12 protein-coding genes are annotated in these 13654 nt (G+C 54.4%); all 12 read left to right on the top strand.

Annotated elements, in window-relative coordinates:
• The 12 genes from murC to nrdR all read left to right on the top strand — a co-directional run bounded on the left by murC (position 1) and on the right by nrdR (position 13639).
• The gene (gene murC / locus QMQ05_RS10160; protein WP_345469714.1) at positions 1-1398 is read left to right on the top strand and encodes a UDP-N-acetylmuramate--L-alanine ligase; all 1398 of its coding nucleotides are present in this window, start codon (positions 1-3) and stop codon (positions 1396-1398) included.
• Between the two features lie 61 nt (positions 1399-1459).
• Complete coding sequence (locus tag QMQ05_RS10155) at positions 1460-2194, top strand: cell division protein FtsQ/DivIB (protein WP_345469712.1); 735 nt, start codon at positions 1460-1462, stop codon at positions 2192-2194.
• Between the two features lie 218 nt (positions 2195-2412).
• Positions 2413-3609 (top strand): cell division protein FtsZ, encoded by a 1197-nt coding sequence (gene ftsZ / locus QMQ05_RS10150; protein ID WP_345469710.1) that lies wholly within the window; start codon positions 2413-2415, stop codon positions 3607-3609.
• Between the two features lie 20 nt (positions 3610-3629).
• Positions 3630-4352, top strand: a complete 723-nt coding sequence (pgeF, locus tag QMQ05_RS10145; protein ID WP_345469708.1) for a peptidoglycan editing factor PgeF — start codon at positions 3630-3632, stop codon at positions 4350-4352.
• A gap of 125 nt (positions 4353-4477) precedes the next feature.
• On the top strand, positions 4478-5029 hold the full coding sequence (locus QMQ05_RS10140) for a cell division protein SepF (RefSeq protein ID WP_345469706.1): 552 nt from the start codon (positions 4478-4480) through the stop codon (positions 5027-5029).
• A gap of 23 nt (positions 5030-5052) precedes the next feature.
• Positions 5053-5349, top strand: a complete 297-nt coding sequence (locus QMQ05_RS10135; protein ID WP_058254664.1) for a YggT family protein — start codon at positions 5053-5055, stop codon at positions 5347-5349.
• Between the two features lie 229 nt (positions 5350-5578).
• A complete protein-coding gene (locus tag QMQ05_RS10130) occupies positions 5579-6319 on the top strand; it encodes a DivIVA domain-containing protein (RefSeq protein ID WP_345469704.1) in 741 nt (246 codons plus the stop codon).
• A 163-nt stretch (positions 6320-6482) separates the two neighbouring features.
• Positions 6483-6998 carry a signal peptidase II gene (lspA, locus tag QMQ05_RS10125; RefSeq protein ID WP_345469702.1) on the top strand — a complete coding sequence of 172 codons (516 nt, stop codon included), beginning with the start codon at positions 6483-6485 and terminating at the stop codon, positions 6996-6998.
• The gene (locus QMQ05_RS10120) at positions 6995-7939 is read left to right on the top strand and encodes an RluA family pseudouridine synthase (RefSeq protein ID WP_345469701.1); all 945 of its coding nucleotides are present in this window, start codon (positions 6995-6997) and stop codon (positions 7937-7939) included. Before lspA ends, QMQ05_RS10120 begins: the two co-directional genes overlap by 4 nt.
• Before the next feature lie 153 nt (positions 7940-8092).
• Positions 8093-11602, top strand: coding sequence for a DNA polymerase III subunit alpha (dnaE, locus tag QMQ05_RS10115; protein WP_345474708.1), 3510 nt, complete (start codon positions 8093-8095; stop codon positions 11600-11602).
• Positions 11603-11713: 111 nt separating this feature from the next.
• A complete protein-coding gene (hisD, locus tag QMQ05_RS10110; RefSeq protein ID WP_345469699.1) occupies positions 11714-13063 on the top strand; it encodes a histidinol dehydrogenase in 1350 nt (449 codons plus the stop codon).
• 87 nt (positions 13064-13150) lie between these two features.
• Positions 13151-13639 (top strand): transcriptional regulator NrdR, encoded by a 489-nt coding sequence (gene nrdR / locus QMQ05_RS10105; protein WP_345469697.1) that lies wholly within the window; start codon positions 13151-13153, stop codon positions 13637-13639.
• Positions 13640-13654: the final 15 nt, after the last annotated feature.

Raw genomic sequence — 13654 nt, 5'->3', positions numbered from 1 at the left:
ATGGCATTGCGCGCCACCGAACTGCACGCTGAACTAGGCAAAGTACACCTCATGGGCGTTGGCGGTGTAGGTGTTTCGGCAGTTGCTCGATTGCTGCTGGACTACGGGCTGGAAGTCTCCGGCACTGATGCCAAGGACCTTCCAGTGTTGGAGAGTCTGCGTGAGCGCGGTGCCCGCATTGAGGTTGGATACGATCCCGCTAATCTGGGCGACGCGCAAACCGTGGTGATCTCTTCGATTATCAAACCGGGCAATCCAGAATACGATGAGGCAGTTCGCCGCGGGTTGAAGATCTTGCACCGTTCCGAAGGCCTTGAAGCAACCATGCGTGGCCACGAGAAGATTGTCACCATTGCTGGTACCCACGGTAAAACCACCACTACGTCGCTGACTGCTCATATGCTCAAAGCCGTCGGCGCACGCCCAAGTTTCGCCGTAGGTGCCAACATTCCGAGCTTGGGGACCAACGCCGAGTTGGGCGAGGGCGGGTACTTCGTTGCTGAGGCTGACGAATCTGACGCCTCATTCCTGAACTATCGTCCCGACGTTATTATCGTGACCAACGTTGAAGCAGACCACCTCGATCACTACGGTACCGAGGAAGCTGTACATCAGGCATTCGTTGACTTCGCGCGTCTGCTTCCCGAGGATGGTTTGCTTATTTGCTGTGCCGATGATCCCGGAGCCAACGACTTGGCACGCAAGATGCGCCAGGAACGCAGTGATCTTCGAGTCTTGACCTATGGCTTCAGTGAGCACGCTGACCGCCGACTATCCCAAGCCCAATCTACCGACGACGGGCGCTTTAGCGCTCTGGTTCAGTTGGATGGCTCAGAAAGCCACACCCTTGATTTGTCGGTGCCCGGTCAGCACAATCTGCTCAACGCGACCGCAGCGCTGTCGGTGGGTATTGATGCGGGGCTTGAGATTGACGACGCGTTAAAGGCACTTGCGAGTTTCTCTGGTGCAGCCCGCCGGTTTGAGCTTAAGGGGAACGTCGACAATGTTCGTGTTTATGATGACTACGCCCACCACCCCACCGAAGTGCTAGCTGCTCTTTCTGCTGGTCGTACTGTCGCGGGCCAGGGCCACCTACACGTGGTCTTCCAGCCACACCTGTTCAGTCGCACCAAGGAGTTCTACCGCGAATTCGCTAAAGCGCTCTCGTTGGCTGACTCTGTCGCGGTCTTGGATATTTATCCTGCACGAGAAGAACCAATCGAGGGTGTCACCAGCGAATTGATTGCTTCCCGTGTCGAGGTTCCAACTCATGTGTTGAGTCCCGCTGCAGCGGTGGCACACGTAGTGGAACAAGCCGAACCGGGAGACGTCGTGATGACCATTGGTGCTGGCGACGTCACTGCACTGGGTCCGCAGATTGTGGCCTCCCTGAGCTAGCCTCTACTCGAAAATGTCGTAGACCACTGACGTTGGTCGTTTCAACCAAACAAGGTGTTCCATGGGTGAAGAAGCAAAAGTCGTAGAACTTCCCGCAAGTCCTGAGAAGAAGCGACGCAAGCTCTTAATCATTATTGCCGCGAGCATCGTCGTCTTGAGTCTCGTCGCGGTCTTGATTCTCAGTTTCTCGCCATTATTGGCCGCGAAGAACATTGAAGTAACCGGAACCAAATTGGTGAACTCCACGAAACTGACTGAGTCGTTGGAACCTTTGAAGGGGACTCCGCTTCCGAGGATTTCAGAATCAAAGGTGCAGGAGCTTTTGGGCGACCAGCCTGCCATTGAACAAATCGTTGTCAAGGCTCAGATGCCAGACACGTTGGTAGTTGAAGTCATCGAAGCGGTGCCTGTGGCAATTCTCGTGGACGGAGATAAGGAATATTTGGTCTCCGAAAACGGGAAGAAGCTTCGTACTTTAGGAAAAGACGACAAGACTAAACTTCCTAAGGTCAAGGCCAGCGACGAAACCAAGGATCCAGAGAAGTTTAAACTTCTTACCGGCATTTTGAGCACCGTCGATGAATCCGTGCTTCAGGAAGTCTCAACTGCGTCACTGTCCAAGGCAGGATTTGCGGAGTTGTCATTACCGAAGAAGCGCACATTGATCTGGGGCGATGCTTCCAAATCGGCTCTGAAAAATGAGGTGGCCGAGATCTTCGTCAAAAACTTGAGTGACAAGTATGCGGCTAAGACCACCATTGACGTGACTAACCCAGAGAATCCAGTGGTTTATTAAGTCGCGTTCCTCTGGGCGCGGGAAGACCAATAAGCCAAGAAATTCTGGAAAGATAGTTTTGAACAAGCGACACGCCTAGGCGGTCGTTGCACAAAGACCACACGACTCATAGCGTTTCTAATAACGACAACTTGACAGAACCTAAACCTTAAGGCTAAAGGTGAAGGTTTCAGGTTGGGTCGTGATTCATGTAGCACATCTAACAAGGGAAGCGGGACGTGGCAGCTCCACAGAATTACCTCGCGGTCATTAAAGTCGTCGGTATCGGCGGTGGCGGTGTAAACGCAGTCAATCGAATGATCGAAGTCGGTCTCAAGGGCGTTGAGTTCATCGCCATTAACACCGATGCTCAGGCTCTGCTTATGAGTGATGCCGACGTCAAACTCGACGTGGGACGCGAACTTACTCGTGGCCTCGGCGCTGGCGCCAACCCAGATGTGGGACGTCAGGCAGCGGAAGATCATGTCGAAGAAATTGAAGACGTCCTTCGTGGCGCCGATATGGTCTTCGTTACCGCCGGTGAAGGCGGTGGCACCGGTACCGGTGGCGCTCCGGTAGTTGCACGTATCGCACGCTCCCTTGGCGCACTGACCATTGGTGTCGTTACCCGTCCATTCACTTTTGAAGGTCGCCGTCGCGCTAACTCCGCCGAGTCGGGCATCGAAGCCCTGCGCGACGAAGTTGATACCTTGATCGTCATTCCAAATGACCGACTGCTATCTATCTCGGATCGCAACGTTTCGGTTCTTGATGCCTTCCGCCAGGCAGACCAGGTTCTGCTGTCCGGTGTCCAGGGCATCACCGACTTGATCACCACTTCCGGTCTGATCAACTTGGACTTCGCGGACGTTAAGTCCGTCATGCAGGGTGCGGGTTCAGCGCTCATGGGCATTGGCTCAGCACGGGGTGAAGACCGCGCAGTTAAGGCTGCGGAGTTGGCCATCGCATCGCCACTTCTGGAAGCCTCAATTGACGGTGCGCACGGCGTGCTGCTGTCCATCCAGGGTGGTTCTGACCTCGGTCTGTTCGAAATCAACGAAGCTGCTCGCCTGGTCCAGGAAGTAGCTCACCCAGAAGCTAACATCATTTTCGGTGCCGTCATTGACGACGCCTTGGGTGATGAAGCACGTGTTACCGTGATTGCTGCCGGCTTCGACGAGCCAGATGTCACCAGCAAGCCAATGACCCCAGTAGCAGCAAAGCCAGCTGTATCTTCGCGTCCAGTTGAGCCGGTACCTGCAACAGCGCCTGAAACGCAGTCGCAGCCAGCACCGGAAGCTGCCAAGCCAGCACCGGTAGCTGAGGAAAAGCCTGCTGCTGATAGCAAGGGCTCGTTCCAGGAACTTCCTGACGTTGTCGATTCGGACCTCAACGGTTCCAACGACGACCTTGATGTTCCTGACTTCCTGAAGTAAAAACAGCGAGAAGCTGAGCAGTGCTACATTTCACGTCGGACCTTGATCCGAGAATTCATCTGGCATTCACTTCGCAGCAAGAGGGAAACCTCGCCCTGCATGTGAACGATGATCCTCAGCGCGTGGCTGAGAATCGAAGCCGGTTAGAAGACTCGATCGGGGTCCGACGTTTCTCGCTTAACTTCATGAACCAAGTTCATTCGGCGGATGTTTTCAACGTACAACAGGTTGAACGAGTCTCATGGTTGGAGCCAGCGGCCCCGACTTGCGATGGGCTTGTTGATCCGACCGGAACGCAGGCGCTGGCCGTCATGGTCGCCGATTGCCTTCCGGTGCTTTTCGTCGGCCGAAGCAAAGACCACGAGCAAACTCTCACTGCTGCCACCCACGCCGGGCGTCGGGGACTGCTGGACGGGATCCTTAGCCGTACCGTTGAGAAATTACGGATCTCGGGCGCAGAGGAAATCGAAGCACTTATCGGTCCGTCAATCTGTGGCTCTTGCTATGAAGTCTCACCGGAAATGGCCGAAGAATCCGAAAACCTCCGAGCAGGGATTCGGTCGCAAACTCGCTGGGGGACTACGGGGCTGAACTTGCCTAGCTCAGCCGAAAAAGAGCTAGTCCAACTGGGAGTGCAAGTGCGACAAAGTAACGTCTGCACTTTGGAAGACGAAAATTACTTTTCCTATCGCCGTTCAAGTGATGCTGGACGACTAGCTGGGCTCATCTGGTCCGTGGACTAGGCGTGCGCGACACACCGCGCAAAATAGACCGAATGAACGTTATCTGCCGAAAATAGTACGGTAGCGTCGAAGTAGCGGAAGCGTGCACTGGGGTTGCATGCAAGGGATGAACAAGGAGAAACATCGTGGCTGACGGACTGCGTAAAGCAATGGTATATCTCGGTTTGGCGGATGCCGTCGAGCAAGAAGAAACCCGAGCAACACAAGCCGAGCCTAAGAGCCAAGTGCGTGTTGTTGAAGAAGTTGCTTCTCAGCGCCCTTCTGAAGCCCCACGCCCGCAGGCTGTCGCTCGGCCGGCTGCGCCGCAATCACCAGCCAGAGAACCAGAGACGGAATACCGTGCTCCGGTCACCCCGATCAAGCGTGCCCCTTCAGTACGGGATGAGGATTCCGAATTGCGTCAGATTACAACCGTTCACCCACGTTCTTACAACGATGCCAAGATCATCGGTGAGAACTTCCGTGACGGAATCCCAGTGATTATGAATGTCACTGATATGGGAGAGACCGATGCCAAGAGGCTCGTAGATTTCTCCGCAGGGCTCGTTTTTGCCCTGCATGGCTCCATTGAACGAGTCACCAACAAGGTCTTCCTGCTATCTCCAGCGACTGTTGAGGTCCTTGGAGAAGATCGTAAGCAGTCTGAAGCCCAGGCTACATTCTTTAACCAGAGCTAAGACACCAGGAGCACAAGCGCAAAATGGTGTTCGGGATCATCTATCTCGCGTTAGCAATCCTGCAAATTCTGCTTTTAATGCGAATTGTGCTGGATATTACTGAAAGCTTTGCTCGCCACTGGCGTCCCAAAGGCATCGCACTGATCGCAGCGACGGCGATTGTGTCGATAACCGATCCTCCTCTGCGGTGGTTACGTAGAAGGATCAAACCCCTAGATCTCGGCGGAATCCGCCTTGACCTGTCGTTTTTGCTGCTATTTATTGTTGTAATGCTTCTCAAAGCTGTGGTAAATAGTTTAGGTAGTACTACAGGGATCTGATTAGGCGATTTTCGCCTAAAGCGGGGATTGTTCTAAGAGTTCAAACCCTGTAGATTCAAAGAATATGAGACACGGGCTCACGCTCGATTTCGTATTTAGTGTCCGAATCGTTATATCCTTTAGGAAATGGTGCTCCGACTTCACCGGTCGCGACACTGACAACAACGGTAAGTGTTTCGCAAGGCATGACATGGTCGTGCGGAAATGATCCCAGTATTGAGGTGACCCAATGGCTTTGACGCCAGAAGACGTAGTCAATAAGCGGTTTCAGCCGACCAAGTTCCGTGAAGGCTACGACCAAGACGAGGTAGATGACTTCCTCGACGAGATCGTAGTGGAACTGCGTCGCCTGACCGGTGAGAACGAGGCTCTTCGTAGTCGACTTGCCGAACTTGGTGAGGATGCCGGTTCGGTATCGAAGGAGCAGGCTGTACCTGCACCTGTTTCGGCTGCCCCAGCTGCTAAGCCAGCCGAGGAAAAGAAGGCTGAGACTAAGCCAGCTGAGCCAGCCAAGGCTGCGACCCCAGCTCCGAAGCCAGCCGAGGAGAAGAAGGCCGAAGCAAAGCCTGCCGCCGCCGAGAAGCCAGCTGCAGCCCCTGCTGCCGCTCCAGCAGCTGCCGCCGCTCCTGCTGCAGCACCACGTACCGAGTCCGCAGAGTCTGCAGCCAACGTGCTGTCCATGGCTCAGCGCTTGCACGACGAGTACGTTGCTGCCGGTGTCGAACAGCGCGACAAGATCATCTCGGAAGCAAAGACCGAGGCGAACTCGCTGGTTACCTCTGCTGAGGAAAAGAGCCGTAAGACTCTCTCCGCCCTTGAGCAGCAGAAGTCTGTCCTTGAGCGTAAGCTTGAGCAGCTGCGCGGATTCGAGCGCGATTACCGTGCTCGCCTGAAGACCTACATTGAGGGTCAGCTGCGCGACCTTGAGTCCCAGGGCTCGATCGACGCAGACGCAAGCAAGTCGAACTAGTCGCTGACAGGTAATAACCTGATCTAGCTTTCTAGTAAGATCAACGGTGGTGCACGGAGAGAATCCGGCACCACCGTTGACGTTTAAGAGGAACAAAAAAGGTATCACTGTGGACGCAGTTCAAGCTGGGGGAAAGTCTCCATCACCAAAGAAATATCTAGGCATGGGTCTTACTATCGCGCTGGTCGCTTTAGTTATCGACCAAGTCGTGAAAATTTTGGTGGAACGGAACATGCGACTCGGTGAGTCGATTGAAGTTATCCCTGGTATCTTCAACATTCACTACATACTCAACCCCGGTGCCGCCTTCTCCATTGGAGAAAACTTCACGATCGTCTTCGCCATTCTCCAAGCTGCAGTGGCCATCTTCGTGATTTATCTCTTGGCCCGTAAAGTATCGGTCCGTAGCTGGACTATCGCCCTGGGATGTTTGCTCGGTGGTGTCCTAGGCAACCTGGGCGACCGAATCTTCCGAGAACCAGCTTTTGGTTTCGGTCATGTCGTGGACATGTTCTCTGTAACGCACTTCGCCATCTTCAACGTCGCCGATTCATTTATTGTGTGCTCCATGATCGCTGTGGCCTTCATGCTGATTCGTGGACGCAACCTTGACGGCACTATTGGTGACACGACATCCAAGAAAAATGCTGCCGAGGGCGAAACGGAACCTAAAGAATGATTTCCGACGAAACTGTCAGCCACGAATTGCTCGTCGAGTCTGATGATGCAGGAAGTCGGCTGGACGCACTTCTAGCCAGAAGTCTGGACATTCCCCGGACGCTGGCATCGAGCCTGTGCAAGGATTCTCATGTTCAAGTAAACGGCAGAACCATCGCCAAATCCTTGAAGCTCAAAGCTGGGGATCGATTACACGTCACGATTCCACCACAGCGAGATCCGTTAGAAATTAAGGTTGAGAAAGTGGAAGAGCTGAAGATCATCGCGGACGATGATGATTACGTAGTCATCGACAAGCCAGTAGGCGTAGCCGCTCACCCGTCGCCGGGCTGGGTAGGCCCCACTGTCGTCGGCGCTTTGATGGCCGAAGGCTACAACATCACGACCTCAGGAGCTGCAGAGCGCCAGGGGATCGTTCACCGTCTGGACGTTGGCACCAGCGGCTTGATGGTCGTTGCCAAGACGGAGCGCGCCTACACCGCATTGAAGCGTGCCTTCAAAGAACGAACCCCCACAAAGATCTATCACGCTGTCGTTCAAGGCCTGCCTGATCCGCTGGAAGGTACCATCGATGCACCCATCGGCCGCCACCCAGGACACGATTGGAAATTCGCAGTTCTCGAAGGCGGGCGTCAATCGGTGACCCACTACAAAGTCATTGAAGCTTTCGGCCGTGCCTCGCTGGTGGAGGTGCACCTAGAAACTGGTCGAACGCACCAGATTCGTGTCCATTTCTCTGCTTTTGGCCACCCTTGTGCCGGTGACCAAACGTATGGCGCTGATCCTAAACTTGGCGCGGCTCTAGGGCTGACGCGCCAGTGGTTGCATGCCAAGAAGCTTGGGTTTAATCATCCGGTGTCCGGCCAGTGGGTCGAATACGAGAGTCAGTACCCATCCGACCTTGAGGGTGCCGTTGAACTGCTACGTAACGGCGAGTACTAGACCCTCAAAGTCTTCGGTGGATGGGTTGTCAGAATTAGCACATCCACCATTCGAGGTCGGCTGAACCCAAGGTCTGCAATCAATCGTTAGACTGGATGGGTGAGTGCAACACGCGACGGATTCGTACATCTTCATACCCACACCGAGTATTCAATGCTGGACGGTGCTGCCCGCCTTGGCGAACTTTTCGCCGAGGCCAACCGTCAAGGCATGGAGGCCCTGGCGATCACAGACCACGGTTATCTTTTTGGTGCCTTCGACTTCTGGCGTCAAGCAACCGGGGCAGGGGTCAAACCGATCATTGGTGTTGAAGCCTATGTCACCCCAGGCACTGCCCGCGACGACAAGACCCGCGTTAAATGGCGTACGGACGAATCGCAAAAGGGCGATGACGTCTCCGGCGGTGGCCTCTACAACCACATGACCCTGTTGTCCTACAACAACGTGGGCATGAACAACCTGTTTAAGGGCTCCTCCCGGGCGTCGCTGGACTCAGTGTTCGGCAAATACCCTCGTTGGGATCGCGAACTACTCAACGATCACCACGAAGGCATCATCGCCACGACTGGTTGCCCTTCGGGAGAAGTCCAGACCAAACTGCGCTTGGGACAGTACGACGCAGCCAAGGCAGCCGCAGCCGAATTGCAGGATCTGTTTGGCAAGGAAAACTACTACTGCGAGATCATGGACCATGGTCTGGAGATTGAACGACGGATCACCAAGGACCTGCTGCGACTGGCCAAGGAACTAAATATTCCACTGGTCGCCACCAACGACTTGCACTACACCCATGAGGCGGATGCTAAGGCGCACGAAGCCCTTTTGGCGATCAACTCCGGGTCCACCCTTGACGAACCAACCTATGACCAGGGTGGCAGCCGTTTCGCCTTCTCCGGTACCGGTTACTACCTGAAGAGCGCTCGTGAAATGCGCGAGCTCTTCAAAGAATTCCCTGAGGCATGTGACAACACCCTAGCTATTGCTGACCGAGTCGAGGTTTCCTTCGACACCAACGCAAACTACATGCCAAAGTTCCCTTGCCCGCCCGGTGAGGACGAAACCAGCTGGCTGATCAAGGAAGTCGACAAGGGACTGCATTACCGTTACCCCGATGGCATTCCAGAAGAGTCGCGCAAACAGGCCGACTACGAGCTCGATGTCATCATCAAGATGGGTTTCCCTGGCTACTTCCTCGTGGTGGCCGACTTCATCAACTGGTCTAAGGACCACGGGATTCGTGTAGGCCCTGGACGTGGTTCGGGTGCAGGCTCCATGGTTGCTTACGCCATGCGTATTACTGACTTGGATCCACTGAAACACGGCTTGATTTTCGAACGTTTCTTGAACCCGGAACGTGTTTCCATGCCCGACTTTGACGTCGACTTCGATGATCGTCGCCGTTCTGAGGTCATCAAATACGTGACCGAAAAGTATGGCGACGAACGCGTGTCCATGATCGTGACCTATGGTTCCATCAAGACCAAGCAGGCTTTGAAGGACTCCTCCCGCGTACTGGGTTACCCCTTCTCGATGGGTGAATCTCTGACCAAAGCTTTGCCACCGGCTGTCATGGCCAAGGATATTCCACTCAACGACATTGAAAACCCCGACTCCAAGCGATACTCGGAAGCGGGAGATTTCCGCAACCTCGTTGCCAATGACCCAGAAGCGGCCCGCGTCTTTGAAACCGCCAAGGGACTTGAAGGCCTCAAGCGCCAATGGGGTGTGCACGCAGCAGGCGTCATCATGAGTTCCGACCCGATCATTGATGTCGTGCCTATTATGCGCCGTATCCAAGACGGTCAGGTTATTACCCAGTTCGATTACCCCACCTGTGAAGGTCTGGGGCTGATCAAGATGGACTTCTTGGGGCTTCGAAACCTCACCATCATCTCGGACGCGTTGGAAAACATCCGGTACAACACCGGCGACGAGATTGACCTGGAAACGCTGACCATCGAGGACCCCGAAGCCTATAACCTTCTGGCTCGTGGCGATACCTTGGGCGTGTTCCAGCTTGATGGCGGTCCGATGCGTTCGTTGCTGAAAATGATGCGCCCGGATAACTTCGAAGACATCTCCGCAGTGATAGCATTGTACCGTCCGGGCCCGATGGGCGCTAACTCGCACACCAACTACGCGTTGCGTAAGACGGGTCTGCAAGAAGTGACCCCGATTCACCCCGAGCTCGAAGAGCCCCTATCTGAAATTCTTGGCGGTACCTACGGTTTGATCGTGTACCAAGAGCAGGTTATGGCTATCGCGCAGAAGCTGGCCGGCTACTCCTTGGGCCAGGCAGATATTTTGCGCCGTGCCATGGGTAAAAAGAAGAAAGCCGAACTGGATAAACAGTTCGCTGGCTTCAAGCAGGGTATGAACGATAACGGATACTCCGACGCTGCCGTGCAGACGTTGTGGGACATTCTGTTGCCCTTCTCCGACTACGCATTCAACAAGGCGCACTCCGCTGCTTATGGTGTGGTTTCGTACTGGACTGCCTACCTTAAAGCGCACTATCCCGCCGAATACATGGCTGCTCTGCTGACCTCAGTTGGTGATGACAAAGACAAACTGGCTTTGTACCTCAATGAGTGCCGACATATCGGTATTACCGTGTTGCCACCGGATGTCAACGAATCGGCGTTGAACTTCACCCCTGTTGGCAAGGACATTCGTTTTGGTATGGGCGCTATTCGCAACGTCGGTACCAATGCGGTGGCTGGAATTGTTGAAGCCCGTCAAGAACGAGGGCATTACAACGACTTCAGTGACTTCTTGGGTAAGGTCCCTGCAGTGGTCTGCAACAAGCGAACCATCGAATCACTGATCAAGGCTGGTGCCTTCGACTCGCTGAAGCACCCACGCCGAGCATTGGTGGCTATTCACGAAGAAGCTGTCGATTCGGTTATTCAAGTGAAGCGCAATGAAGCAGCCAACCAGTTTGACCTATTCAGCGCGTTGGGATCCGAAGAAGCTTCGGAATCGATGAACGTGGCCATTCCTGACCTTCCTGACTGGGACAAAAAGGAAAAGCTTGCCTACGAACGCGACATGCTGGGACTCTACGTTTCTGACCACCCGTTGCAGGGACTTGGCTCAGCGCTAGACCAGTATGCCGATATGCCAGTGACCCATGTGCTTTCAGATGATGGACCACAAGATGGGCACATCATTTCGATTGCGGGCATGATCTCCGGTTTGCAACGACGAATTGCCAAGAAGAGCGGCAATCCTTATGCGCGTTGCGAGATCGAAGACCTGTCCGGTTCCATGGAAGTAATGTTCTTCGGCCAGGCTTACCAGCCAATTGCTGAAATCCTCGCTGATGACCTGATTGTGGTCATAAAGGGACGAGTACAGCGACGTGACGATGGTTCCATTACGTTGAATGCTCAGGAAATGATGATTCCTGAAATTTCCGAGGATGCCAATGGTGGTCCCGTGGTCATCGGTATTCCGACGCATAAGGCCACCGAATCACTAGTGCAGAAATTGGGCGACGTATTGCGTACCCATAGCGGAAACACTGAAGTGCGTGTCAAACTCACCGGTAGCCGCGGGACCTCGCTGATGCGTTTGGGAATGAACTTCCGGGTTAATCCGAACCCAGCGCTCTTTGGCGATTTGAAAGTATTGCTCGGCCCACATTGTCTGGACGTGTAGCTTTCGGAATCAACTAACTTGGTAGTCTAACTACTCAAGTAAAAGTGGCTTTAGTGACCGGGTGAGGTAATCAATAAAACCTCACCCGGTCTTCGGCGTTAAACTAAAGGTGTGAGCACTATTCCAGATACAGATTTTTCAGACCTCGCCACCATCGACTGGCGCAACGAATCCTTGAGCTATGCACAGCTCAAGGCTCATCTGCCACGCCCTGAAATGAACACGCAGACTGCGAGCCAGACGGTGCAGGAGATCATTGATGATGTTCGTGCCCGTGGTATGCAGACCCTTACGGAACTTGCCAAGCGATTTGATCATGTGGATCTGGACCATACCCGAGTACCAGCTCATGAACTGGATCGGGCCCTTGAAGAACTTGATCCGCAAGTTCGTCGTGCTCTTGAAGAATCCATCGACCGCGCCCGTGTCTTTGCCTCAGCTCAACGTCCGCAAGACACGCAGGTGAACTATGCCAACGGTGCCACTGTCACACAGCGTTGGGTTCCGGTGCGACGAGTCGGTTTGTACGTTCCAGGTGGCCTGGCGGTATACCCTTCTTCGGTCATTATGAATACTGTTCCAGCACAAGCCGCAGGCGTCACATCCCTCGCTCTGGCAAGCCCACCGCAGAAAGAATTTGGGGGACTACCGCACCCAACCATTCTGGCTGCAGCCAAGCTGTTGGGCATCGACGAAGTCCACGCTATGGGAGGTGCTCAAGCTGTAGCGGCCTTCGCCTATGGTGTGGAAGTGGCCGATGACGAACGTGGCGGCATTGACCCGGTTGACGTGATCTCTGGACCCGGCAATGTTTTTGTCGCAACCGCTAAGCGCTTGGTCAAAGGCGTTGTCGGCATTGACGCTGAAGCTGGCCCCACCGAAATTGCGATCCTTGCGGACCAGACGGCGGATCCAAGCTTCGTAGCCGCCGACATGATTTCCCAAGCAGAACACGACGTCAACGCTGCCGCGGTGTTGGTCACCGACTCACTTGAACTAGCTACCGCTGTACGCAGTGAACTGGTCAAGCAGGTAGCTGCAACTAAGCACTCCGAACGGGTGCATGCAGCGCTGTCGGGCACGCAGTCCGCCATCATTTTGGTCAAGGATCTGCAGCAGGGCATCGACGTATGCAACGCCTATGCCGCTGAGCATTTGGAAATCATGGTTAGCGATCCAGAGACCACCGCCTCACGTATCACCGCGGCTGGTGCGATTTTTGTCGGCCCGTATGCCCCTGTATCCCTTGGAGACTACTGTGCAGGGTCAAATCACGTCTTGCCTACCAACGGCACAGCATTGCACGCCTCTGGCCTGAACGTGAATACGTTCCTGAAAGCAATTCAGGTCATTAATTACAATAAGTCCGCGCTGGGTGATGTCGCCGCGCACGTGATTAATTTGGCCAATGCCGAAGACCTGCCAGCACATGGCGATGCTGTCGCAGTGCGAAAAGCGTAATAGGCGCTAAACTGGTAGGTGACATGAGTGGATTCTCGTCACCCGTGATTATTCGAGAATGCTTCGCTGGCTATAGATGGAGGTGCCGTGAATTGCCCGTACTGCCGAAATGCTGATTCCCGTGTGGTCGACAGCCGAGTCGCTGACGATGGCGTTTCCATTCGTAGGCGCCGCCAGTGCACAGCATGCTCTCGACGATTTACTACCACTGAGACCGCTAGCCTCAGCGTGCTCAAGCAGTCTGGTGCTGTAGAGCCGTTCTCTCGAAACAAGGTCATCAACGGTGTGCGGAAGGCCTGCCAAGGACGTCCTGTGACCGATCACGATTTGGCGGTTCTCGCCCAAGAAGTGGAAGAAGCAGTCCGTACCTCTGGCGCCGCTGAGATCCCTGCGCACCAGGTTGGATTAGCCATCCTTGAACCGCTGTCTCGGTTGGACGAAGTGGCATACCTGCGATTTGCCAGCGTTTATCACAACTTCCAGTCCTTGACGGATTTTGAGAGTGCCATTGGAAGACTACGTGACCGTCGAAGCAACGTTCCTCAAGGTACTCAGCGCCCACTGACCGCTGACTAACTTTGAATACAACAC

The organism is Glutamicibacter sp. B1 (assembly GCF_039602135.1).
Classification (GTDB): Bacteria; Actinomycetota; Actinomycetes; order Actinomycetales; family Micrococcaceae; genus Glutamicibacter; species Glutamicibacter ectropisis.
This window is presented reverse-complemented; position numbering and strand designations above follow the sequence as displayed.